21 protein-coding genes are annotated in these 22,990 nt (G+C 63.5%); 8 read left to right on the plus strand and 13 right to left on the minus strand.

The window, feature by feature from the left end:
• The first annotated feature begins 534 nt into the window (after nucleotides 1-534).
• The gene (locus WS68_RS25220; RefSeq protein ID WP_059573437.1) at nucleotides 535-837 is read left to right on the plus strand and encodes a hypothetical protein; all 303 of its coding nucleotides are present in this window, start codon (nucleotides 535-537) and stop codon (nucleotides 835-837) included.
• A gap of 354 nt (nucleotides 838-1,191) precedes the next feature.
• Here WS68_RS25220 and WS68_RS25225 read toward each other — a convergent pair whose 3' ends face one another.
• The 10 genes from WS68_RS25225 to WS68_RS25270 all read right to left on the minus strand — a co-directional run bounded on the left by WS68_RS25225 (nucleotide 1,192) and on the right by WS68_RS25270 (nucleotide 11,277).
• Nucleotides 1,192-2,493 carry a cytochrome c gene (locus tag WS68_RS25225; RefSeq protein ID WP_059573464.1) on the minus strand — a complete coding sequence of 434 codons (1,302 nt, stop codon included), beginning with the start codon at nucleotides 2,491-2,493 and terminating at the stop codon, nucleotides 1,192-1,194.
• A gap of 14 nt (nucleotides 2,494-2,507) precedes the next feature.
• The gene (locus WS68_RS25230) at nucleotides 2,508-4,742 is read right to left on the minus strand and encodes a xanthine dehydrogenase family protein molybdopterin-binding subunit (protein WP_059573438.1); all 2,235 of its coding nucleotides are present in this window, start codon (nucleotides 4,740-4,742) and stop codon (nucleotides 2,508-2,510) included.
• A 1-nt stretch (nucleotide 4,743) separates the two neighbouring features.
• Nucleotides 4,744-5,199: a (2Fe-2S)-binding protein gene (locus WS68_RS25235; protein ID WP_059519643.1), complete on the minus strand. Its 456-nt coding sequence runs from the start codon at nucleotides 5,197-5,199 to the stop codon at nucleotides 4,744-4,746.
• 207 nt (nucleotides 5,200-5,406) lie between these two features.
• The gene (locus WS68_RS25240) at nucleotides 5,407-5,709 is read right to left on the minus strand and encodes a putative quinol monooxygenase (protein ID WP_059573439.1); all 303 of its coding nucleotides are present in this window, start codon (nucleotides 5,707-5,709) and stop codon (nucleotides 5,407-5,409) included.
• 55 nt (nucleotides 5,710-5,764) lie between these two features.
• Nucleotides 5,765-6,601, minus strand: a complete 837-nt coding sequence (locus tag WS68_RS25245; RefSeq protein ID WP_156429673.1) for a nitroreductase family protein — start codon at nucleotides 6,599-6,601, stop codon at nucleotides 5,765-5,767.
• A complete protein-coding gene (locus WS68_RS25250; RefSeq protein ID WP_059573441.1) occupies nucleotides 6,585-7,295 on the minus strand; it encodes a type 1 glutamine amidotransferase domain-containing protein in 711 nt (236 codons plus the stop codon). The genes WS68_RS25245 and WS68_RS25250 overlap by 17 nt, the downstream gene beginning before the upstream one ends.
• Before the next feature lie 73 nt (nucleotides 7,296-7,368).
• Nucleotides 7,369-8,406, minus strand: coding sequence for an NADP-dependent oxidoreductase (locus WS68_RS25255; RefSeq protein ID WP_059573442.1), 1,038 nt, complete (start codon nucleotides 8,404-8,406; stop codon nucleotides 7,369-7,371).
• A gap of 47 nt (nucleotides 8,407-8,453) precedes the next feature.
• Nucleotides 8,454-9,611 carry an iron-containing alcohol dehydrogenase gene (locus WS68_RS25260; protein ID WP_059573443.1) on the minus strand — a complete coding sequence of 386 codons (1,158 nt, stop codon included), beginning with the start codon at nucleotides 9,609-9,611 and terminating at the stop codon, nucleotides 8,454-8,456.
• Between the two features lie 96 nt (nucleotides 9,612-9,707).
• Nucleotides 9,708-10,322: a TetR/AcrR family transcriptional regulator gene (locus WS68_RS25265; RefSeq protein WP_059573444.1), complete on the minus strand. Its 615-nt coding sequence runs from the start codon at nucleotides 10,320-10,322 to the stop codon at nucleotides 9,708-9,710.
• Between the two features lie 61 nt (nucleotides 10,323-10,383).
• On the minus strand, nucleotides 10,384-11,277 hold the full coding sequence (locus WS68_RS25270) for a LysR family transcriptional regulator (protein WP_059573445.1): 894 nt from the start codon (nucleotides 11,275-11,277) through the stop codon (nucleotides 10,384-10,386).
• 123 nt (nucleotides 11,278-11,400) lie between these two features.
• Here WS68_RS25270 and WS68_RS25275 point away from each other — a divergent pair, with 123 nt between their 5' ends.
• Together WS68_RS25275 and WS68_RS28155 are read left to right on the plus strand one after the other, a co-directional pair.
• Nucleotides 11,401-12,144, plus strand: a complete 744-nt coding sequence (locus WS68_RS25275; RefSeq protein WP_059573446.1) for an SDR family oxidoreductase — start codon at nucleotides 11,401-11,403, stop codon at nucleotides 12,142-12,144.
• Nucleotides 12,145-12,818: 674 nt separating this feature from the next.
• The gene (locus WS68_RS28155; RefSeq protein WP_156429674.1) at nucleotides 12,819-13,106 is read left to right on the plus strand and encodes a hypothetical protein; all 288 of its coding nucleotides are present in this window, start codon (nucleotides 12,819-12,821) and stop codon (nucleotides 13,104-13,106) included.
• 538 nt (nucleotides 13,107-13,644) lie between these two features.
• Here WS68_RS28155 and WS68_RS25280 read toward each other — a convergent pair.
• Nucleotides 13,645-14,685: a zinc-dependent alcohol dehydrogenase family protein gene (locus WS68_RS25280; RefSeq protein ID WP_059573447.1), complete on the minus strand. Its 1,041-nt coding sequence runs from the start codon at nucleotides 14,683-14,685 to the stop codon at nucleotides 13,645-13,647.
• A 471-nt stretch (nucleotides 14,686-15,156) separates the two neighbouring features.
• Here WS68_RS25280 and WS68_RS25290 point away from each other — a divergent pair, with 471 nt between their 5' ends.
• Both WS68_RS25290 and WS68_RS25295 read left to right on the plus strand, forming a co-directional pair.
• Complete coding sequence (locus WS68_RS25290; RefSeq protein WP_059573449.1) at nucleotides 15,157-17,244, plus strand: PAS domain S-box protein; 2,088 nt, start codon at nucleotides 15,157-15,159, stop codon at nucleotides 17,242-17,244.
• Nucleotides 17,241-17,888: a response regulator gene (locus tag WS68_RS25295; RefSeq protein WP_059573450.1), complete on the plus strand. Its 648-nt coding sequence runs from the start codon at nucleotides 17,241-17,243 to the stop codon at nucleotides 17,886-17,888. The genes WS68_RS25290 and WS68_RS25295 overlap by 4 nt, the downstream gene beginning before the upstream one ends.
• 118 nt (nucleotides 17,889-18,006) lie before the next feature.
• On the opposite strand, the gene atpC is transcribed toward WS68_RS25295, so the two are convergent.
• Nucleotides 18,007-18,465 (minus strand): ATP synthase F1 subunit epsilon, encoded by a 459-nt coding sequence (atpC, locus tag WS68_RS25300; RefSeq protein WP_059573465.1) that lies wholly within the window; start codon nucleotides 18,463-18,465, stop codon nucleotides 18,007-18,009.
• 11 nt (nucleotides 18,466-18,476) lie between these two features.
• Complete coding sequence (gene atpG / locus WS68_RS25305; protein WP_059573451.1) at nucleotides 18,477-19,337, minus strand: ATP synthase F1 subunit gamma; 861 nt, start codon at nucleotides 19,335-19,337, stop codon at nucleotides 18,477-18,479.
• 110 nt (nucleotides 19,338-19,447) lie between these two features.
• Here atpG and WS68_RS25310 point away from each other — a divergent pair, with 110 nt between their 5' ends.
• The 3 genes from WS68_RS25310 to WS68_RS25325 all read left to right on the plus strand — a co-directional run bounded on the left by WS68_RS25310 (nucleotide 19,448) and on the right by WS68_RS25325 (nucleotide 22,774).
• Nucleotides 19,448-19,765, plus strand: a complete 318-nt coding sequence (locus tag WS68_RS25310) for a hypothetical protein (protein WP_231753121.1) — start codon at nucleotides 19,448-19,450, stop codon at nucleotides 19,763-19,765.
• Between the two features lie 309 nt (nucleotides 19,766-20,074).
• Nucleotides 20,075-21,193, plus strand: coding sequence for an alpha/beta fold hydrolase (locus WS68_RS25320; protein WP_059573454.1), 1,119 nt, complete (start codon nucleotides 20,075-20,077; stop codon nucleotides 21,191-21,193).
• A gap of 327 nt (nucleotides 21,194-21,520) precedes the next feature.
• Nucleotides 21,521-22,774, plus strand: a complete 1,254-nt coding sequence (locus WS68_RS25325) for a right-handed parallel beta-helix repeat-containing protein (protein ID WP_059573455.1) — start codon at nucleotides 21,521-21,523, stop codon at nucleotides 22,772-22,774.
• Nucleotides 22,775-22,990: the final 216 nt, after the last annotated feature.

A 22,990-nucleotide genomic window follows, 5' to 3' on the forward strand; every position in this document is an offset into this window, starting at 1 on the left:
GCTACCGCCTTCGGTACGAAGCCATGAGGTTTCAACAACATGCATCCCCAGTGTTTAAGCTTGCATCAGGTCAGGCGAGCCATGCACACACCGTGATTGCAAGGTTCATAAAAATTAATTTAAGTATTAAAATAAAATACTCTACTCAACTTAATTAATAAAATTAACAAATAAATATTTAAATCCAAAAAAAGCGCGACCCGAAGGTCGCGCAAATGGAAGCTATGATTCCGACTCGCACCGAGGGACACGAGCCAATTTCATGCTAGTCAACGATACGAAATTCGTCAATAGATTTCAACAATCCAGGATCTCCAATTACACACTCATTGACTATGAGAAAACGGCAAATCCAATAATAAATTCCCTTCATCTCCATAAATTTCTCAATCCGTTAAACGAATAAAATTAGTTGAAAAACGAAATGCGAAATCAAAATTTCGCCAGCTTGGTCGCGCACAGTGTGCTCGGCCTAAACGAAAAGCCGGAAAAACATACGCCCCCCCTCAAGCACTGCTTCGGCGGCGCGCCGCGATGCTCGCTGCGGAAATAGCGATCGAATACGCGCCGGCCATCGTCAATGGCGAAGAGACTCATATGCTCGGCAATGCATTTTCGTGCGGCACGATCGTCAGTCTCCCCACGGAAAATCGGCAGACCAGACAAGCAAGTCCTGCCGACGATTCCCATCGAATGACTGATGAACAGTGGTATCCCGTCACACCGCAGCGCGTCGAATACGCGCACAACGCGCTCGCCAATGAGCTATGCAAGACGATTCCGGCGATGCGGCATACGGTGGAAAACGAAACGGTAAACGCGGACTATCTGAGGTAACCGCTACGCGTGAATGCATCGAGCAGAGAAATGGCGGTCACATGATGTGGTCAGGCAGCCGGAAGAAACCCGCCGCATCGCGTACCGAGTTCGCGCTCACGCAGAACGCCGAACTTCGGTTCGGCTCAGCCGCACAACCATCCCCCGTCAAGCGTCCAGTTCTTAGCGGACGCCGTATCGTCCTGCACGTCCGCCCGGCATCCAAGCGCCTGATGCTCGCCGCCGCACACCGCGGACATCGCGTAAGAGCGGCGGCGTGCGTCAAAATCCGTGCACCGTCGCCGGCCGCGCGCGACAACCGTCGGCGAACCGGCGCGCGCTCGTGCTCAATACGCCGCCCATACTGCCCAACAGTCAGCGCGCCGCCTGCGTCGCCTTTCTGAGCTTCGCGACGTCGGCGGCCTGCACGGCAGGCGCGCCGTTGTTCCAACCGGCACGCATGAACGTCAACACGTCGGCGACTTGCTGATCGGTCAGCACGTTCGCGAACTTCGGCATCGGATACGCGGCCGGCAAACCGTCGATCACCAAATCCGCCGTGCCGTTCAACGTCACATTGATCAGCGAAGCAGGATTCGCCTCCAGCACATTCGGATTTCCGGCGAGCGGGGCAAGCAATGGCGCGAACGCATTGCCGTCGACGCCATGGCAATGCATGCAATACGCGGCATACACCTTCGCGCCCGCATCGCTCGCTGGATGCGCGAGCAGAGCCCGTGTTGCCTGCGCGTCGTACCGGTACGGCGGCGCGCCATTGCCCCCTGCGGCCGGCAACGTTTTCAGGTAGCGCGCGATTGCGCCCAGATCGTCGGAGGTCAACCATTGCGTGCTATGGTTGACCACGTCCGTCATCGAGCCGAATGCGCTCGCGTGCCGATTCGCGCCTGTCTTCAGGAACTGCACGACTTCCGCATCGCTCCAGCGGCCAAGCCCGGTATTGAATTCACCCGTCAAATTCGAGGCGAACCAGTTGTCGATCCGTGCGCCGGACAGGAACGCCGGACCACGTTCGTCGAGTGCCTTCTCCTGAAGCGCGACACCGCGCGGAGTATGGCACGACCCGCAATGGCCAAGCCCCTGCACCAGATACGCACCGCGATTCCACGCCGCATCCTTGCCCGGTTTGTCCTGATAAATGGTCTTGTCGAGAAACACCGCATTCCAGATCTTCAGCGGCCAGCGCATATTGAGCGGCCACGGAATGTCCGATGCCCGATTGGCCTGCTGCACCGGCTCCACACCACGCATGAAATACGCATAGAGCGCCTTCACGTCATCGTCGCGAAGTTTGGCGTAAGCCGTATATGGCATCGCCGGATACAGATTGTGCCCGTCCTTGGCCACGCCTTCGCGCAATGCACGTGTGAAATCCACTTCGGTGTAACGGCCGATTCCCGTCTGCGAATCAGGCGTGATGTTGGTCGAATAGATCGCGCCCATTGGCGTCATCATCGGCAGGCCGCCCGCGAACGGCTTGCCGCGCGGCGCGGTGTGGCACGCAATACAATCGCCCGCCTTCGCGAGATAGGCTCCGCGCGCGACGAGTGCATCGTCGGCCGGCGCGGCCGCCGCCGCGACGGCCGGCGCGATCGCGCCCAGCGCGAGCACGGCGAGCGCTTTCGCAGCGCCCGCCAGAACTTGAGTGGTACGAATCATCGGCGTCCTCATCGTCAGGCGGTTTTGAGTTGATTGCCGACCGGCAGTTTGCGCAAACGCTTACCAGTCGCCGCATGGATCGCATTCGCGACTGCGGCGCTCAGCGCCGCCGTGCCCGGCTCGCCAATCCCCCCCGGCGCTTCGGTGCTTTTGACGATATGCACGTCGATCCGTGGCGTCTGATCGATTCGCAGAATCCGGTAGTCGGTGAAATTCCCCTGCTCGACCCGGCCGTCCTTGATCGTGATCTCGCCATACAGCACGCCTGTGATACCGAAAACGACACCGCCCTGAATCTGCGCCTCGATCGTGCCCGGATTCACGACCATCCCGCAATCGACCGCGCAAACGACGCGCGTTACGCGCACGTCGCCGTCTTCGACCACGACATCCGCGACCATCGACAGGAAACTGCCGAACGCGTGCATCACCGATACGCCGCGCCCTTGCCCCTTGGGTAGCGTCTCGCCCCAGCCGGCCGCCTTCGCGGCAACGTCGAGCACGTTGAGCGCTCGCGGACTCTTGCCGAGCAACGCGCGCCGGTACGCAACCGGGTCTGTCTTGGTCTGCGCGGCGAGTTCGTCGATAAAGCTCTCGACGACGAACGTGCCGCGCGTCGGCCCGACACCGCGCCAGAACGCCGTGGGCACGTGGCGCGGCTCCTGCCGGACGTAGTCGATCAATTGATTCGGCAAGTCATACGGCAAATCGGCGGCCACCTCGACCGCGTCAGGATCGACGCCGTCCTTGAACGCGGGCGGCGCAAAGCGCGCGATGATCGACGAGCCGACGATCCGGTGCTGCCACGCGATCGGCTTGCCGTTCGCGTCGAGCCCCGCGGAAATCCTGTCGTAGTAATACGGCCGGTACATATCGTGCCGGATATCCTCTTCGCGAGTCCAGACAACCTTCACCGGCGCATTCACCTGCTTGGCGATCTTGACGGCCTGCGCGACCATATCGATCTCGAGCCGGCGGCCAAAGCCGCCGCCTAGAAGATGGTTGTGCACCGTGATCTTATCGGCCGGCAAACCGCTCACGTGCGCCGCCGCGTCGCGCGCGCGCGTCGGCACCTGCGTGCCCACCCACACGTCGCAGCCGTCCGGCCGAACGTGCACCGTGCAATTGACAGGCTCCATCGTCGCGTGCGCGAGAAACGGCTGTTCATAGACAGCCTCGACGCGCGTCTTTGCGTCCTTAAACGCACGTTCAACATCGCCTTCCTTGCGCGCGACGGCCCCGTTGCCCCCGGCTGCGCGAGCGAGATCCGCCACGATGTCCTGCGTCGATACGCGGGCCCCCGCTCCTTCGTTCCACTGAACATTCAGCGCGGCAGCGCCGCGTTTGGCCGCCCAGGTATGGTCTGCGACCACAGCGACCGCATTGTCCGCAATGACGATTTGCCGCACGCCCGGCAATTTGCGCGCCGCGCTGTCGTCCACATGCGCGACCGTGCCGCCAAACACCGGGCTGTTGACGATCACCGCATACAGCATGCCCGGCAGACGCACATCGAAACCGAACTGCGCGCTGCCGTCGACCTTCTCCGGAGAATCGAGCCGCTTGACCGGCTTGCCGATCAGTTTGAAATCCTCAGGTTTCTTCAAAACCACGTCTTTCGGCACCGGCAGCTTCACCGCCGCATCCGCGAGCTGCCCATACGATGCGCGCCGCCCGCTCGCCGGATGCAGCACCTCGCCGCCCTGCGCGCGACACGAGGCGGGATCGACCTTCCATTGCTGCGCAGCAGCCGCCACGAGCAACGTGCGTGCAGTCGCGCCCGCACGACGCAGCGGCTCCCAGGCGTAACGAACCGACGTCGAGCCGCCGGTGAGCTGGCCGCCGAGCAATGGATCGAGAAACAGCTTCTCGTTCGGCGGCGCGTGATCGAGTGTGACGCTCGACAGCGGCGCTTCCAACTCCTCGGCGATCAGCATCGGCAGCGACGTGTATACACCCTGTCCCATCTCGACTTTCGGCATCACGAGCGTGATCTTGCCGGTGCGATCGATCTGCACGAATGCGTTCGGCGCAAACACGCCCGGCGGCGCCGGCTCGGCGGCGTCGCCGCCGATCACTGAGCGGCGCGCATCGCCGCCCGCCGCGGGCATGCTAAAGCCAAGCAGCAGACCGCCTCCCGCCGCCGCCCCAAGCGTGATGCCGAATTTCAGGAATGTGCGGCGCGACACGCCTTCGCCCGCGGCCGATGCGCGATGAGCGTTGCCCGCTTCGATCAGTCCGCGCGACATGTCAGGCCTCCTTGGCGGCATGCTTGATCGCCGCGCGAATCCGGTTATAGGTGCCGCAGCGGCAGATGTTGCCCGCCATCGCCGCATCGATGTCGGCGTCACCTGGATGCGGGTTCGACGCGATCAGCGCGGCCGCCGCCATCACCTGGCCGGACTGGCAATACCCGCATTGCACGACGTCGAGTTCGCGCCATGCCTGCTGGATCTTTTGTCCGGCAGGCGTCGCGCCAACCGCCTCGATCGTCGTGATCTTCTTGTCGCCGACCGCCGCGACCGGCAGCACACACGAGCGCACCGCAACGCCGTCGAGATGCACGGTGCATGCACCGCACTGCGCGATACCGCAACCGAACTTCGTGCCGGTCAAGCCGACTAGATCGCGCAGTACCCAAAGCAGTGGCATATCGGCAGGGGCGTCGACGGTTTGAGTCGTGCCGTTGATGTTCAAACTGATCATGCTCTCTCCAGGAATGACCGGCTAGGTATGGTGGGCTACCGGGCGGATCGTCGTCGGGTGCGCCAGCAGGCGAATCGCGTATGCGCGTGGTCGCGCAACACCCGGCCGCGATGCGAAATTGATACGCGAACCACGGCGATGCCGTCCACGCACCGCAATGGACACGGCATGCACCGCATCCGCCGTTCTCGTTCTTATACCAACGATTTACTGCTGAACCGCATCGATCGCCGTCAGCACCTTCACGACGGGCGGCTGCGCAAACCACTCGGCCGCCTTCGCGCGATACGCGTTGTAATGTGCGCTCGCGCGATGCGCGTCCAGCGCCGCCTCGTCGGCATACGCCTCGAACAGATGGAAGCCCGGCGCGCCGTCGGTCTGACGAAACAAGTCGTAGCGGAGATTGCCCGGCTCCTCGCGAGTCGCCGCGACAAGCTGGCGCAAATGCGCATCGACGGCATCGACATGCTCGGGCTTCGGAATCACGCTGGCAAACACATAGATAGTCATACTCGTTCCTTTTTTGAATTCGGACTACGATTCGATTCTCGCGCTGCCATGCGCGTCAAAGCAGCTTGAACGCCAATGCCGAGAGCGCGTCGCGCAATCGGTCGCGGCCGCTCAGCGCGCCGGCGGAACCGATGCGCGCAACAGCCGCCTCGCGCCACGAACCCGCATTGCCGCCTCGCTCCCGCAGATACTCGGACACGCGCTCGTCATACGCATCGATCGATTCGCGTTCGGCCGACGCATTGTACTGCTCGCGATGCAGCATGGCCGCCTGCGGCAAACGCGGCTTCACCGCCGGCAGATGGTGCGGATCGGGAAAGCCCACGCACATGCCAAACAGCACGACGCTCTGCGCGGGCAGCGCAAGCTCGCGTGCGACGGCTTCCGGATGATTGCGCATCCCGCCGATATAAACGAGCCCGAGACCGAACGACTCGAAGGCCGCCGCGGCGTTTTGCGCCGCGAGCGCGGTGTCGACAGCGCCCACCACGAAGGTTTCCAAATAATCGAGGCCGTCTGTCGGCTGACGCTGCGATTCGCCCGCGCGTCGCAAGCGCGACAAGTCGAGCACCCACGCGAGATACAACGGGGCTGTCTCGATATGCCGCTGGTTGCCGGCCAGTGCCGCGAGCCTCGCCTTGCGCGCCGGCTCCGTGATCGCAATCACGCTCCAGGCCTGCAGATTCGACGACGTCGATGCCGATTGCGAGGCCGCGATCGCGGCGGCCAGCATCGATTCCGGTACGGCGTCGGGCAAATACGCGCGGACCGACCGATGATTCAGCAGACTGCGCACGACTTCGTTCGACGCCACGCGCTCCATGTCGGAGGTGCTTTCCCGGTAACGCGCATGCCACAACGCGCGAACCGAGGTGTCATTGTTTGCCTGCATGTATTCCATCCTGCTTCAATTTCAATTGATCGAGCAGCGCGTGTGCGACGGGCTCGGACGACGCCGGATTCTGACCGGTGATCAGCAAGCCGTCCGTCACCGCGTAGGGCTGCCAATCGTCGGCCCGCGAATAGCGGCCGCCGTTCGCCTTCAGCATGTCCTCGACCAGGAACGGCACAACACCGGTCAAACCCACCGCCTGCTCTTCGGTGTTCGTGAAGCCGGTCACCTTCTTGCCGCTGACGAGCGGGCTGCCGTCGGCCGCCTTCGTATGACGGAATACCGCCGGCGCATGGCACACCGCGGCCACCGGCTTGCCTGTGGCGATCGCGCGCTCGATCAGCGCAATCGAATGCGCGTTCTCGGCCAGATCCCATAGCGGACCGTGCCCGCCTGGATAAAACAATGCGTCGTAGTCGTCGGCCGACACGTCGGACAGCTTGAGCGTGGCCGCCAGCGCGGCCTTCGCGGGCGCATCGGCGTCGAAGCGGCGCGTCGCATCCGTCTGAAACGCGGCGTCATTGCTCTTCGGATCGAGCGGCGGCTGCCCGCCATTGACCGACGCGAGCGTCAATTCGACGCCCGCCTCCTTTAGCGCGTAATAAGGCGCGGCCAGCTCTTCAAGCCAGAAGCCGGTCTTTTCTCCGGTATCGCCAAGCTGATCGTGAGAGGTTAGAACCACTAAAACTTTCATGATGAATTCCCTGAAATGACGATTCGGCATCCGCCGCGGCCGACTCAGCGCGCGGCGGCCATGGCAGGCCGGATCAAAGCGCGTCGGGCCCCACGCGCACGATCAGCTTGCCGAAATTCTTCCCCTCGAGCAGCCCGATGAAAGCCTGCGGCGCCTGCTCGAGCCCGTCGACGACATCCTCTCGCACCTTCACATCGCCCTGCGCGACCCATTCGCCCATTTCCTTCAGGAACGCCGCGTACCCTTCGGCATAGTGATCGGAAATAATGAAACCCTGCATCTTGATCCGCTTCGTCAGCAGGCTTCCCACCACCTTCGGCAGACGATTCGGCCCCGGCGGCAACTCGCTGTCGTTGTAATGCGCGATCATGCCGCACACCGGCACGCGCGCGCCGACGTTGAGCAGCGGCAGTACCGCATCGAATACCGCGCCGCCGACGTTCTCGAAATACACGTCGATCCCCTTCGGGCACGCCTGGGCAAGCTTGTGCGCGAAATCGGAATCTCGGTGATCGACACATGCGTCAAAGCCGAGCGTGTCCGTCACGTAGCGGCACTTGTCCGCACCGCCCGCCACGCCGACGACGCGGCAGCCCTTCAACTTCGCGATCTGCCCCACGACGGAGCCGACCGCACCGCTCGCAGCCGCGACGACGACCGTTTCCCCCGCCTTCGGCTCGCCGATCTTCAGCAGTCCCCAATAGGCGGTGAAGCCGGGCATGCCGAGCACGCTGAGCGCATACGACGAATGCGCGATCGAGCCAAGCGGCATCAGCCCCGAGCCGTCGGACAGCGCGAAATCCTGCCAGCCGCTCGACGAGAGCACGAAATCTCCTTCGCGAAAGGCCGGCAGCGTCGACGACACGATCCGGCCCACCGTTCCGCCGACCATCGGTTCACCGAGTTCGGCGGGTGCCGCATACGACGGCGCATCATTCATCCGGCCGCGCATATACGGATCGAGCGACAGCCAGACCGTGCGTATCAGCACCTGCCCTGGTGCCGGCGTCGGCACCGGCTCCGTCTCGAGGCGGAAATTTTCCAGCGTGGGCGCGCCGTGCGGACGCGAGTTCAAAATAATCCTGCGATTCGTGGTTTTGCTCTGCGACATAAGTCCCTCGGTCGGTATCGATGTCATGGATGAAGGTTCGTCTGGAATCAAAGGCTTGCTTCGAGCACCCGGCGGCTCACATCAAGCGTCACATCCTTGTGTTCGCCGAGCCGAGTCATGCCGTTCGCGTCGAGTTGCGCGATCAGGCCGTCGATCGCGTCGGCGCCGATGCCATAGTCGGCAAGGCGCGTCTTCACGTCGAGGCTCTCGAAAAATGCGCGCGTGCGGCGAATCGCCTCGTCGATGCGCGCCTCTTCCGGGCCGTCCATGATTTGCCAAACACGCTCGGCATACTGAAGCAGCTTGCCGCGCTTGCTGGCGCGCCGGATCTGCAGCATCGACGGCAGAACGATCGCAAGCGTGCGGGCGTGATCGATGCCGTAGCGCGCAGTCAGTTCGTGGCCGACCATGTGCGTGACCCAGTCCTGCGGCACGCCGGCGCCGATCAGGCCGTTGAGCGCGAGTGTCGCGACCCACATCAGGTTCGCGCGAATCGCATAGTCGTGCGGCCTGTCGAGCGCTTTCGGGCCGATTTCGATCAAGGTCTGCAGCAAACCTTCGGCAAAGCGATCCTGTACGAAGCCCTGTGCAGGATACGTCAGATACTGCTCGACGATATGCGTGAATGCATCGACGACGCCGTTCGCAATCTGCCGCGGCGGCAACGTGTAAGTCTTGAGCGGATCGAGAATCGAGAATCGCGGAAACACGAGCGAATGGCGAAACGCCAGCTTTGTTTGCGTCGCCTGGCGCGTGACGACCGCCGCATTGTTCATTTCCGAGCCTGTCGCGGGCAACGTGAGCACGCTGCCGAACGGCAGCGCCGCGGCGATGTTCGCGCCGCGCGTCTCGAGGATGCTCCACGGCTCGCCGTCGAGCAGCGCGGCGGCGGCAACGAACTTGGTGCCGTCGATCACCGATCCGCCACCGACCGCGAGCAGGAAATCGATTTTCTCGCGTCGAACCAGCTCAACCGCTTTCATCAAGGTCTCGTAGGCCGGATTCGGCTCGATTCCGCCGAACTCGTACACGTCACGCGTGCCGAGTGCCGCCCTGACTTCGTCGAGCGTTCCCGTCTTGCGCGCGCGCTCGCCGCCGTACAGCACCAGCACGCGCGCCACCGCAGGCACCAGGTCGCTCAGACGCTCAATCGTCTTTTCGCCGAAAACGATTCGCGTCGGATTATAGAAATCAAAATGATGCATTTTTGCCCTATCAATAGTAGACCAGTCGTCTAGAGCGCTGGCCAAAAGAAGGCGCGTCCAAGCGCGCCTTTTTCACTGTCATGCCCAGCTCGACCTTCATGCCGATTCGCGAAACGACGCCGGCAGATTCAACATTCGCAATGTCTGGGCCATCGCCGTTTCGAGTGATTTGCGATCGCGGTGCACCTTTTCGAGCAGCGTCGCGCCCAGCCACAATTCATAGAGCGCCGCAGCCGTCCGATACGGATCGTCGATACCCGTAAGCGAGCCGTCCTCTAGCCCGATTCGCACGCCGTTCGCCAAGCGCTCGATGATTTGCGACGTGCCGCGCTTCAACACAGCGCGCATCGCCTCAGATAAATCCGACACCTCCGCCCCCAGCTTCACAGCCAGGCATTTGCCCTGCGGATCGTCGGTGCATTGCGCGTGCAGCCAACCGCTCCAGTAGCTCATCAAGCGCTCGGCTCCCGTGCCCGGCTGGTGGAACAGCACATTGTCGAGATGCGCGGCATAACCTTCGAAATAGGATTCGAGCAACGCCTCGCCGAACGCTTCCTTCGACCCGAAGTAATGATAAAACGACCCCTTCGGGATGCCCGCCGCTGCGAGAATCTCGTTCAATCCGACCGCCGAAAAACCCTTGTGGAGCATGATCGGCTTCGCGACGTTCAGGATGTGTTGGCGAACTTCCGCGCCCGAAGATGAGTTCATGGGCCCGGATGCTAACAGTAATTAGACCAGTCGTCTAGAGATCTGGAGCGCCCAGCGCTGGCTAGACGGCGGCAGTGGCAAAGCAGTCGCGCAGCCATGAAGCGAAGGCCCGCACGCGCGAAGACAATTGACGATTTTGCGCATAAAGCACCGTGACGGGCATCGGCGGCGGCGGGTAGTCGCCCAGCAGAATCTTCAGCTTGCCCGCTGCCAGTTCGCCGGCGATCCGGTAACGCGGCACCTGCACGATTCCCAGCCCCGCGACAGCCGCACCGGTGTACAGATCGGCGCCAGTCACGGCAATCGACGCATCGAGCTGGATCGCGTTCACGCGTGCGTCGACGGTAAATTCAAGCGGCATCGGCTTGCCGGTCGCGCTCGACACGTAATCGACCGCGCGATGCGCGGACAACGCCGCGAGATCGGTCGGCTCGCCATATTTCGCCAGATAGATGGGGCTCGCCACCGTTACCTGTTCGAGTTGCGCGACCCGTCGCCCGACCATCGACGAATCCTGCAGATTCCCAGAGCGCAACACACAATCGACGCCTTCGCGCACGAGATCAACCAGCCGGTCATCCTCGCCGATGTGCAGCCGGATCTGCGGGAAACGCGCAAGGAAATCGGGCAACGCCGGCACGACGAAATGACGCGCGAGCGTGCCTTGCAGATTCACGCGCAACAGCCCCTTCGGCATGGCGTTCCGAAACGCGCCTTCGGCCTCCTCCAGATCGGCGATCAGCCTGACGCAACGCTGATAGTACGCGTCGCCGTCGGGCGTCAGGCGCACGGTACGCGTGGTCCGTTCAAGCAGGCGCGCGCCCAGCCGCTGTTCCAGCCGCTTCATCAAATTGGTGACGGTGGCGCGCGGGATCTGCAAGTCATCCGACGCGCGGCTGAAACTCTGCCGCTGCGCGATCCGCACGAAAACCTGCATTTCCTGAAACCGGTCCATCGCGTCGACTCTTTGTTAATTATTAATGCAAATGGAATGATTATATCCATTCAGCGCCGATTATCCATCCCGAGAAATGCTCGATGATTCCGCTCACCGATTACTTCTCTGAGGACATTCACCATGAACAAGGTCAGGAACGCTCAAGTTGCTATCGTCACCGGCGCGTCGCGCGGCATCGGCGCGGCCATCGCACGGCGCCTCGCGGCTGACGGCTTCGCGGTCGCCGTCAACTACGCGGCGAACGCGCAGCAAGCGCAGGCGCTCGTCGCCGAATTGAAGGCAGCCGGCTCGCAAGCGCTTGCCGTGCAAGCCGACATCAGCCAAGCCGACGACGTGCGCCGCATGTTCGACGCTGTCGAACAGCAGTTGGGCAAGATCGACGTGCTCGTGAACAACGCGGGCATCCTCAATACCGCGCCGATCGCCGAATTCAGCGACGCCGCGTTCGAACAGAGCTTCGCGATCAACGTGCGCGGCACGTTCAACACGCTGCGCGAAGCAGCCGTGCGCATCAACGACGGTGGCCGTATCGTCAACCTTTCGACCACCGTGCTCGCGCTCAACCTGCCCGGCTACGCGATCTACAACGCGACGAAAGCCTCCGTCGAGGCATTCACGCGCGTATTCGCGAAGGAGTTGCGCGGACGCGGCATCACGGTGAACGCCGTCGCGCCCGGCCCCGTCGCGACGCCGTTGTTTTTCGACGGGAAATCGGCCGAGTTGATCGAGCACTACGCGAAGATGCCGCCGCTGCAACGCCTCGGCGAACCGGACGACATCGCGGCCGTCGTGTCGTTCCTCTGCGGCCCCGACGGCGGATGGGTAAACGCGCAGGTGCTGCGCGCGAACGGCGGCGTTGCATGAACGGCCGGCGCGGCGGCATCGACGCGCCGCCGCGCCGCATGGCCCGCCGGCCGGCTTAGCGGCCGTCGACGCCACTGCTTCGGCCTTCGACAGGCAGCGCGGGCTGCAATGCGCATCGGCACGGCGTGCAGCGGATGCCGACCGTTTCGTCCGGCGCCGACTCTCTCCATTGCTGGGAGCACGGCAAACTCATCGAGCAGCGGGGGGCGAGCTGATCTCCGTGCCGGCAGCCGTTCACTCGAACAAACAGGAACACAGGCACCCACCGCGCCTCGCCATTCCCGGCTCAATCGATTTCGCGATAACGGCAAATCGTGTCGAATAAAAGCCTAGCCCGCCATTCGATCGATCCAATCGCCCGGCATATCGGCAACACAGGCTCGATTTACCCGGCCGAAATCGCGGATCGATCATTTTCCCGATACAGGGCCGAATGGCGTCATTCAGAATAAGCGTTCCATCAGCGTGCATTTCCGCCGCATCCGCGATTATGCAGGGCCACCTCATTCCATAACGACAAAAATGAATATCAGCAAAAATATATGCACTATATATTCATAATAAACTTACACATTCCTGCAAAAATTTCGCATTATCATTAATCCCGTAAGATCAAAAATTCCTTAAGCCGCACACGGCATGTCCGGCAGCGGCAAGAATACTGAGAGGTCCCGATGCGATTACCTGTCCGCCCCAAATGGGGAACGGTCCTTGCCGGCAGAAAATCCGCACCGCGTTCCGAGCGGCTGCAAGCGAATGAATCGTCTTTCTGGAAACCGAGTTCTAATTCGAGCCTTCGGAATTTGAGAAATTCGATTCGGCAACATCAAAATGATCAATCGAGTCAATTTGGGGTGGCAGGTGATTTTTGCGCCGGCATGTTGCTGTTCTTTCTGCTTGCCGGCATTTATGCGTGGTACAGAACAGGCTGGGCATTGTCCGAAATCATGCTCACGCAATAAGCGGCAATACGGCAAAACCGGCGCACGGCCGATATTCGGCGATCACCATCGTCACCGCCACGCAAACGGAGCGTAACAAGCCACGGCAGCGGCGCACAGGCCCAATGGCGTGTCAATGCGCGAGCGCCAAGCCCCGTCCCACCTTGCCGACCCGAACGATCGGTTGAACCTGCCGTTGTGTGTCCGGGCATTTACCCCGGCGCGCGGCGTCCCGCCACATCCGATTCGACATCGCGTTCGAAAATGACGGCTGGCGGCTCGAACCTGTCAACGTTGATCCGCCCATGCAATTATTTATTCGCGCTCATCGTTTTTTCCGGTGACCGATCTTGCGTCGAACCCGCGGCCGATCCGCTCTAGCGGACCAAAACGGCAAAGCGTGTTGCATATCGCCATTTTTTTGGATCGACATTTTTCGATCGCGGGTGACCCGGCCATCGATCCCCTGCGCCGAACCATGTCGACTCGAAGCCAACTGGCAGAAAAACCGATGAAACGAAACGGCCGCTAGCCGGCGCCCGGTTCGCGGCCGCCGCCCTCATGCGGTCTCGATGATCACCTTTAGCGCGTGCGTATCGGCCGCCCGGCTGAAGATGTCGTAAGCCTGCTCGATATCGTCGAGCGCGAAGCGATGCGTGATCAGCCGTTTCGGGTCCAGCCGGCCCGCGCCGACGGTCTTCAGCAGCATCGGCGTGCTGACCGTATCGACGAGCCGCGTCGTAATCGTGACATTGCGGTCCCATAGCTTCTCGAGATGCAAATCGGCCTTGACGCCATGCACGCCGACGTTCGCGACCACGCCGCCCGGCGCGACGATCTCCGTGCAAAGCTCGAACGTCGCAGGAATGCCAACCGCCTCAATCGCGCAATCAACGCCGACGCCGCCCGTCAGCTTCATCACTTCGGCGACGGGCTCGCCGGCACGGCCGTCGATGCACGCGCTCGCGCCGAAACGCCGCGCAATTTCCAAGCGGTTGCAATCGGGATCGATCATCACGATCTGTGCAGGCGAATAAAACTGCGCGGTCAGCAGCGCCGCGAGCCCGATCGGCCCCGCGCCGACGATCGCGACCGTCGAGCCCGGCTGCACCTTGCCGTTGAGCACACCGCACTCGAAACCGGTGGGCAGGATATCTGACAGCATCACGAGCGCCTCGTCGTCCATGCCGGGGGGAATCCGGTAGAGGCTTGTCTGCGCATGCGCAATCCGCACGTATTCGGCTTGCGTGCCGTCGATTCGATGGCCAAGAATCCAGCCGCCTGTCTCGCAATGCGAATTGAGGCCGCGGCGGCAATTCGCGCAGCGGCCGCACGACGAAATGCAGGAGATCAGTACGCGATCGCCCGGCTTCAGCGCATCGACCGCCGCGCCGACCACGGTGACGATGCCCACGCCTTCATGCCCGAGCACGCGCCCCGGCTCGCAAGTGGGTACGTCGCCCTTCAGGATATGCAGATCGGTGCCGCAAATCGTCGTGTGCGTGACGCGGACGATCGCATCGGTTGCCGATTGCAGTTCCGGCATCGGCCGCTCGTCGAGCGATTTGCGACCGGGACCGTGATATACCAATGCTTTCATTGCCGTTCCTCCGTCGATGGGGCGCATCCCCGTGGCATTTCACTGTACGAGGCCATTCGCCGGGGCCGGTTGACCTGAATCAAGCGGCTCGATGCACGCCGAACTGCTCGGCAGTTCGCGCATCGTCGGCCGAGCGCCCCGCGAACCTTGGCTGGGCCGCGCGCGGCAGAACATACATGCATCCCGCATGCGCATCAGAGGCGGCGGCGCGGCATGGTTTCGAGCGCGGCTCCGGCGCGCGTGCGCCTATCATTGCGCGCGGGCCGGGCAGCATGCACGCGGCGTTCGGAGTGTCAAGGCAATTCGCATGTATCGTCATCAACACAGTACGACTGCGATCCGTCGGAGTTCGAATTTGGAGAAATCCCGCAAAACGCGCACAATTTCGCCTAATAATTCCAGCGCCGCCGCGCCGCATGGCGGCAGCCCTTCGCACCACACCTATCGGCCAACCGGCCTGCATGATCATTGATGACCGTTAGCGCGCCCTCCCCCAACCGCGCGCCGGCATCGCGAAACGCCCGCTTGGGGGCGCGCGCGACGTCGGTTGCCGTTCTGACCTTCGCGCTCGGCGCCGCCACGTCGATTGCGATTGCGCATCGCGCGTATGAGCAAGCACGTGATGCCGCTCACGAGCGTTTCGCGCTGCGCGCCGATCACGTCACTGCATCACTGCAACAGCATTTGTACGATGCGGCAGCCGTGCTGCGTAGCGCACGCGGCTTCATCACCACGTCGTTCCCGCCGCCGGACGACGCGTGGCGCCGTTACACCGGCCAGCTCGAACTCGACGATCTGCAATCGCCCGTGCGCACGCTAGGCACGCTCGACGCCCGCGCACGCCAAGCCAACGACGCCGCGCCGTTCGCCGCGCTCGTCAACGATGCGGCGACGCGCGACGCATTGCAACGCGCCGCCGACACCGGCCAATTCGCGCTCGCCGCACGCCCCGTGCAACATGACGCCGACGGCATGCACAATCGTCAGGCGTTCACGCTCTACCTGCCGGTCTATGCGAACGACGGTGCGCACCGCGATGCGAACGGCAGCCGCAATGTCGATGCAATTGCCCACGAACACCGCGCAGCGACGGCCGGATTCGTCTATGCGACGCTCGATCCGCGCCGCTTCCTGGAATTCGCGAACAGCGCCGGCATCGAGTTGCAGATCGCGGCGGGCAAGCCGGCCGTGCTGGTCTATGCGACAGGATCGTCGTCCGCCGGACCGCGCGACGGCGGCGCGACGTGGCGCAAGACCGACACGCTGACGTTCGGCGGCGAAACGCTGTCGCTTGCGTACACTGCGGCGGACAACACCACGCTGCCGCCGAACGCGATCGCCGCGCTCGCAGCCGGGTTCGCCGCATCGGCGGCAGCCGCCGTAATCGCGCACCGGCTCGCCCGCCGGCGTTCGGCCGCGCCAGCGGATCGGCCGGACGGCACGCTCGACGAAGCGCGGATGATGGGCATCATCCGCTCGTCGATGGAGGCGATCATCACGGTCGACGAAACGCAAACGATCGTGATTTTCAATCCGGCGGCCGAGCGCGTATTCGGCGTATCGGCAATGGATGCGATCGGCGCGCCGCTGTCGCGCTTCATCCCCGAGCGCTTTCGCGCCGCGCATGCGAAGCACGTCGAGCAATTCGGCGTCACCGGCGTATCCGACCGGCAGATGGGACGTCAGCGCGTGCTGTTCGGGCTGCGCGGCAACGGCGACGAGTTTCCGATCGAGGCGTCGATCTCGCAGATCCGTGACGGTTCCGGCAAGCTCTACACGGTGATGCTGCGTGACGTCACCGAACGCGTGCGCGCGGACAATGCGCTCAAGCAGTCGCGCGAGGAGCTGCGCAGGCTGTCGGCGAACTTGCAGAACGTCCGCGAAGAGGAAAAGACCCGGATCGCGCGCGAGTTGCACGACGATCTCGGTCAGCAGCTCACCGCGCTGAAAATGGACCTGTCGGCCGTCGAACTGGCGCTCGGCAACGCCGGCGCTGCCGCCGATGCGCGAAACGTGCCGCCCGCATCCGGCCCACCGGGCGCCGACGTGCACGGCCAGTTGCGCGGCATGCACCGGCTGATCGATTCGACCGTCGCGTCGGTGCGGCGCATCGCGGCGGATCTGCGTCCGGTCATGCTCGACGATCTCGGCCTCGTTCCCGCGATCGAATGGCTCGCGACCGACTTCACGAACCGTTACGGCATCGAAGTCGAGCGGCGCATCGCGCTCGCCGATATCGCGTTGACAAACGCCGGCGCGACGACGCTATTCCGCATCGTCCAGGAAGCGCTAACCAATGTCGCACGGCACGCGGACGCGACGCAGGTGGCGTTGACGTTGAAAATCGACGACGGCCACTGCGTGCTGCGCATCGCCGACAACGGCCAGGGCGCCCGTGGCAGCACCCGCGAAGGCCAGTCGTTCGGCCTGATCGGTATCCGCGAGCGCGCGCACATGCTCGATGGCACGGTGACGATCGACAGCGCGCCTGGGCAGGGCTTCACGATCACGGCCGCGTTGCCGCTGCACGCCATCCAACAATCCGAGTCGCTTTCATGATCAAGGTACTTATCGCCGACGACCACACGCTGGTACGCGACGGCCTGCGCCATATCCTGCAAAACGCGAGCGGCTTCGAAGTGGCCGGCGAAGCGTGGGACGGCGCATCAACGATCGCGCTCGTGCGCAACGCCGACGCGCAGGTGCTCGTGCTCGATCTGTCGATGCCGGGCCGCCACGGTATCGAGCTGATCAAACAGATCAAGGACGAAAAGCCCGCGCTGCGCATCCTCGTGCTGACCATGCATGCGGAGCAGCAGTACGCAGTGCGCGCATTCCGCGCGGGCGCGTCCGGCTATATGACGAAGGAAAGCGCGAGCGCCGAGCTGGTGGGCGCGGTAACGAAGATCGCGGCCGGCGGCGTCTACGTCAGCATCACGATGGCCGAACAATTCGCGCAGAGCCTGAACGAGCCCGCCGACACCCTGCCGCACCACCGCTTGTCGGATCGCGAGTTCGACGTGTTCCGCCGGATCGCCGCCGGCGAGACGATTTCCGAGATCGCGCAAACGCTATGCGTGAGCACGAAGACGGTCAGCACCTACAAGACCCGCATTCTCGAAAAAATGCAGATGCCGCATGAGGCCGCGCTCGTGCGCTATGCGATGCGCCATCATCTGTTCGACGACCCCGACGAATTGTAACGGCGGCGGCGGACCGGCTCGGGCGCATGAGCGCGCGCTGCGCCGAAACAGCGGGCTGGTCATGTGCCGCGCCGAATCGGCTCGCCCAAGCCGGCATCGGCTGCCGATGCCCACACCGCTACCTCGCCGCGTCCACGCCATCACGCGCCGTCTCGCGATGCATCGCAAGAGCGAAAAACCGGCGAATCTCGTCGATCAATTCCGTCTTCGCCGCCGCGACATCGAACGGCCGCCGGACTTCTTGCGCATAGTGCTTGCGCCACTCGTCGGCCGCGCGGCGCGCAGCGCCCGCACGCATCGCATCCAGCTCGGGCGTGCGTAACGCATGATCGGCAATCAGCGTGACGCCCTCACGCGCCACCTCGAACACGCCGCCCGCGACCAGCAAACGCAGCGGCTTGCCCATGCGCGCGTCGACGATCGTGACGACGCCGGGCCGAATCCGCGTGAAAAGCGGCGCATGCCGAGGATAAATACCCAGCTCGCCGCTGTCGCCCGGCACGATGACCATGCGCGCTTCACCCGCATAGAGCACGGCGTCGATGCTCAGGACATCGACTCGCATCGATAACGGCATCGCGCGCTCCATCAAATCGCCGCGGCGCCGGCCACGATCTCGCACAACTCCGTCGTGATCCGCGCCTGCCGCGTCTTCTGGTACAGACGCCGCAGATCGCGCAGCATCTGGTCAGCGTTGCGCGTCGCGGCCTGCATGCTGAACATGCGCGCGCATTGCTCGCACGCGCCGTTCTCGACCACCGCCTGGTAGAAGCGCGCTTCGACGTACCGCAACAGGATCGTATCCACCACCGGCTTCGGCGCCGGTTCGTACAGGTATGGCGCAAGCGGCCCGCTACCGAGCGGTTCGATGCCGTCGACCGGCAAGATCCGTTCGATTCGAGGCTCGTAGGACAGCGCACTCGTCAACCGGTTGTAGGCAATCCACACCTCGTCCAGCTTGCCGTCGATGAACGCGGTCAGCGGCACCAGCAGCGCGCCGAGTACCGCATCGAAATGCAGTTCGCCGCCGAGATTGCCGGTGCGTGCGACAACGTTTGCGCCATGCCGGGCAAGCGGCGCCGCACCGCGCGCGCCGATCACGCTCAGCTCGCTCTGTACGCCCGCACGCTGCCATGCGTCGAGCGCATCGACACAGGCAACGAGCAGCCGCGTGTTGAGTGGCCCGCACAGGCCGCGATCGGTGCTGACGACGATCAAGCCCGCGCGGCGCACCGGCTCGCGCCGCCTCATCAGCACCGATGTGTAATCGGGCCGATCGCGCAACATCCGCTGTGCGATCGCCGTCACGCGCGCCGCGTATGGGCGAAACTCGCGCGCGCGCCGCTGCGCGCTGGCCATCCGGGTGCGCGCCATCATTTCCATTGCGCGTGTGATTTTACGTGTCGACTGCGTGTTGTCGATCTTCGAACGAATTTCTCGGATATGCATGTTCTTCAAACCGGCATCGATATGACAGAACCAAGACTATCCGCGCCCGCATTTCGGCATTTGATGCAGATCATCAGGTCGCCTGCCGAATCGCCCACAATCGATTCAACTTGTCGCGTCACTTCATTCAGGAGGCAGTCATGCGAACCTTGCGTCGTTCCACCCGCGCTTCACGGCCTGCATCGTTTGTGCACCCTCTGCGCCACGACCGCCCGGTCGATGCGCTCGTCCTCTGGCTCGCGACGGCCGCCGTCGTCACCGGGCTCGATCGGCTGACCAGCCTGTCAACGATGTCCGGCGACCTGCGCGGCGCTGCCGCGGGTGCGCTACTCGTTTATCTCTGTGCGAAGCTGATGGACCGCATTGCCGAGCGTGCGGCAAGGCCTGCGCGCGCGGCATCCACGGCACCGGTGCGCATCGCCCGCTGAATGGCGGCCGACGGCGGAACTTCGCTTGACCATGCGAGCGCACGCCATGCCCGGCACCGCACACGCGCTGCGCGCGATGCGCGGTTCGCTCGCTGCCGCGCTCGTCCCGGAAGAAGCGGCCACGCGTCGATGCAACAACACGTCGTTGCGCGCAGCGCGTCGGCATTGCCGCTTTCTTATTGCGTCGACTCGCCGCCGGGGGCGCAAGCGCATTCGCGGCACTCCCCGCCACACCACCCCGCGCCGTCACGCCAAGCCCGCGCGGCCGCACGGTATTTGACCACTTTCAATCGGACTGCCAACACCCGCATGAACCATCCCTCGAGTGCCCCGCCTGCCACCACTCCCGCGCTGCCGATCTTCTGGCCGCTCGCCGCCGCCGCCACCTTCATCGAAGCCGGCAATACCTGGACAGCCCGCTACATGCACTTCCTCGCTGAAGAGGAAAAGCTGCATTTCGAGCTGCGGCCGTCGCTCGCGTCGTCGAACCGGCCGCTACTCGCGCTGCGCACGATGACGTTTCGCGATTATTCGGTCGCGCCGGCCGCCGGACTGCCAACGATCGTCGATGCGCCATACGCCGGCCACAGCGCGATGATCGCCGACTATCAGCCCGGCCAGAGCTTGATGGAAACGCTGCGCACTCATGGCGTGACGCGTCTGTATCTGACAGATTGGCATTGCGCAACGGAGGACATGAAGGATCTGGAGATCGATCAATATCTCGCGGAACTGAATGTATGCGTCGACGAGATCGGCGGCCGCGTCAACCTCGTCGGGCTATGCCAGGGCGGCTGGCTGTGCGCGATGTATGCCGCGCGGTTTCCGCACAAGGTGGCAAGCCTCGTGCTCGCGGGCTCGCCGATCGATACCGACGCCGGCGACGGCCCGATCAAGCGCATGGCGCACGCGTATCCGACGTCGTTTTACGAAGAACTCGTGCGCACCGGCGGCGGACTGATGCGCGGCCGCATGATGCTGCGCGGCTGGAAGAACATGCATCCGGAACAGCATTACGCCGGCAATCTCATCGACATGTACGAGCACATCGACGATCCAACATACGTGCGCCGTGCGGAGGCATTCGCGAGTTGGTACGAGAATCCCGTCGATCTGCCCGGGCGCTGGTATCTGCAGGCGATCGTGCAGCTCTTCAAGGAAAACCGGCTCGCGAAGGGGACATTCGTCGCGCTGGGCCGCACGCTCGATTTGAAAACCATTACGTGCCCGGTCTATCTGCTTGCCGGCAAAGACGACGACATCACGACGCCGGAGCAAGTGCTCGATGCGCGCCAATATCTCGGCACGCCCGCGTCCGATGTGACGAGCCAGCTCGTACCGGGCGGCCATATCGGCCTCTTCATGGGTTCACGCACGTTGCGAAACGCATGGCCGCGCATTGCCGAATGGCTGTCGGCGCGACTCTAGCGGCAAGCGGCGGCGGCAAGCTCGACCGGATAAGCCGGACATCAGCGATCCCACTTCGCGACGCGCGCCACGAGCGTATCACCGGCTTCGCACACCGGCAGATGCACGCGCAAAGCCGCGCGCGCATCGAGCATCCAGCGTCGATCACGGCAACACCGATGAGTCAGCCCGCGGCATTTCTCCGGTGCCATACGGCGCATGCGATCACAGGCCACACATCGATGTTTCGATTCGGCGCGACATACAGTGTTGGCTAACACACCGACGTCTATCCTTTCAAAAGCTTAGCGTGAGGCTGACGAAAATTTCCACCAAGAGAGGTTCACCATGACTCGATCGCTTCCCGCTCTTGCCGCACTCGTCGCCGCACTGTCCGTTGCCACGGCCAGCCAAGCCGCCACGTCCGCGCCCCTCACCGCCGCACTCCCCGACGTCACGCTTCATCCGACGGGCGACAACACCGATCAAGCCGACACGATCCAGCGCGCGCTCGACTCGCTGCAAGCCGGCCAGCGCCTTGTGTTCGCGCCGGGGCAGTACGTCGTCGGCCGCTCGCTGGTGGTGAGGAACCCGCAAGCGGTGGTGTCGGGCTACGGCGCGACGCTCGTCGCGACCAACGACGCCGACCAGACTATCGAAATGCGCGGCCAAAATTCGACGCTCGTCGGCGTGACGCTGGTCGGCACCGGAACGACGCGGCTGACGACACCCGCCTCGACGAAAGTCGACGTGGAGGGCTCCGGCATCCAGGTACTCGACGTGACGATTCGCGGCGGCGCAAGCGCGGGCATCTTCGTGTTCGGCAGCGCGGATGTCGCGGTCGTCGGCAATACGGTGCAGGACACGCTCGCCGATGGCATCCACACCACCTACGGTTCGCGCAACGTGCTCGTGCGTGACAACACGGTGAAGAACACGGGCGATGACATGGTCGCCGTCGTCAGCTATATCCCCGACGGCAAGATGTGCAGTAACGTGCTGATCCAGAACAACAAGCTGCTCGGCAACTACTGGGGGCGCGGCGCGACCGTGGTCGGCGGCGCGGACGTGACGATCACCGGCAACACGGTGCAAAACGTCGAGAAGGCGGCGGGCATCCTCGTTGCGCAGGAGGATAGCTGGCATACTTACAATTCGACGAATGTCGTCGTGTCGAACAATGATGTATCCAACATCGAGCTGCCCAATCCGAACAACTCGCGCGATCCGACATACATGGGCGCAATCGAACTCAACAGTTGGGCGGGCGGCAAGGTCACGCGCGTGTCCGTGACGGGCAACCGCGTCTCTCGCGCCAACTATTCGGGCCTGCGCACGCTCGGCAACGTCTGCGAGGTCAACATGTCGGGCAATGCGTTCGCGTCGATCGGCGATACGCCGATTACGCTGTTGCAGGCGGCCGGCTGCTCGGCGAGCCAACTCATCTGCAAGGCGAACACGCTCGACGGCAATCCGCTGACACCGCCGCCCGGCTGCTCGGCGACAGGCTCGATCAGCGTCACGGGCGCAAACGTCTCGCGCATGCCGCCCGTCCGCGAATATTTGCGGCAAGCACCGGCGGTGTCGGCCGCGAAGCGCTGACCGCAACGTGCGGTGCCGGCGGAACCCAAGACTGCGCGGCGCTGCTTCATCGTTCTTGCCACGCATAGCGCCGGCCTGATTCTCCTACGCCCCTGATCGCGCCGGTTCGTGCAACCGCCGAGAACCCGCACGGCGCGGCCACGCGCCTGCTCGCGTTTATCCGAATCGGCGTGCGCGGGTGGCGCGCACGTCAATGAGACCGGTATCGCGCTCTGC

The sequence above is a fragment of the Burkholderia sp. TSV86 genome (genome assembly GCF_001522865.1).
Classification (GTDB): Bacteria; Pseudomonadota; Gammaproteobacteria; order Burkholderiales; family Burkholderiaceae; genus Burkholderia.

Coding starts and splice junctions, on each gene's coding strand:
- WS68_RS25220 (WP_059573437.1), top strand. CDS start 535: ATGCTCGCTGCGGAAATAGCGATCGAATACGCGCCGGCCATCGTCAAT.
- WS68_RS25225 (WP_059573464.1), bottom strand. CDS start 2,493: ATGATTCGTACCACTCAAGTTCTGGCGGGCGCTGCGAAAGCGCTCGCC.
- WS68_RS25230 (WP_059573438.1), bottom strand. CDS start 4,742: ATGTCGCGCGGACTGATCGAAGCGGGCAACGCTCATCGCGCATCGGCC.
- WS68_RS25235 (WP_059519643.1), bottom strand. CDS start 5,199: ATGATCAGTTTGAACATCAACGGCACGACTCAAACCGTCGACGCCCCT.
- WS68_RS25240 (WP_059573439.1), bottom strand. CDS start 5,709: ATGACTATCTATGTGTTTGCCAGCGTGATTCCGAAGCCCGAGCATGTC.
- WS68_RS25245 (WP_156429673.1), bottom strand. CDS start 6,601: ATGCAGGCAAACAATGACACCTCGGTTCGCGCGTTGTGGCATGCGCGT.
- WS68_RS25250 (WP_059573441.1), bottom strand. CDS start 7,295: ATGAAAGTTTTAGTGGTTCTAACCTCTCACGATCAGCTTGGCGATACC.
- WS68_RS25255 (WP_059573442.1), bottom strand. CDS start 8,406: ATGTCGCAGAGCAAAACCACGAATCGCAGGATTATTTTGAACTCGCGT.
- WS68_RS25260 (WP_059573443.1), bottom strand. CDS start 9,611: ATGCATCATTTTGATTTCTATAATCCGACGCGAATCGTTTTCGGCGAA.
- WS68_RS25265 (WP_059573444.1), bottom strand. CDS start 10,322: ATGAACTCATCTTCGGGCGCGGAAGTTCGCCAACACATCCTGAACGTC.
- WS68_RS25270 (WP_059573445.1), bottom strand. CDS start 11,277: ATGGACCGGTTTCAGGAAATGCAGGTTTTCGTGCGGATCGCGCAGCGG.
- WS68_RS25275 (WP_059573446.1), top strand. CDS start 11,401: ATGAACAAGGTCAGGAACGCTCAAGTTGCTATCGTCACCGGCGCGTCG.
- WS68_RS28155 (WP_156429674.1), top strand. CDS start 12,819: ATGCGATTACCTGTCCGCCCCAAATGGGGAACGGTCCTTGCCGGCAGA.
- WS68_RS25280 (WP_059573447.1), bottom strand. CDS start 14,685: ATGAAAGCATTGGTATATCACGGTCCCGGTCGCAAATCGCTCGACGAG.
- WS68_RS25290 (WP_059573449.1), top strand. CDS start 15,157: ATGACCGTTAGCGCGCCCTCCCCCAACCGCGCGCCGGCATCGCGAAAC.
- WS68_RS25295 (WP_059573450.1), top strand. CDS start 17,241: ATGATCAAGGTACTTATCGCCGACGACCACACGCTGGTACGCGACGGC.
- atpC (WP_059573465.1), bottom strand. CDS start 18,465: ATGCCGTTATCGATGCGAGTCGATGTCCTGAGCATCGACGCCGTGCTC.
- atpG (WP_059573451.1), bottom strand. CDS start 19,337: ATGCATATCCGAGAAATTCGTTCGAAGATCGACAACACGCAGTCGACA.
- WS68_RS25320 (WP_059573454.1), top strand. CDS start 20,075: ATGAACCATCCCTCGAGTGCCCCGCCTGCCACCACTCCCGCGCTGCCG.
- WS68_RS25325 (WP_059573455.1), top strand. CDS start 21,521: ATGACTCGATCGCTTCCCGCTCTTGCCGCACTCGTCGCCGCACTGTCC.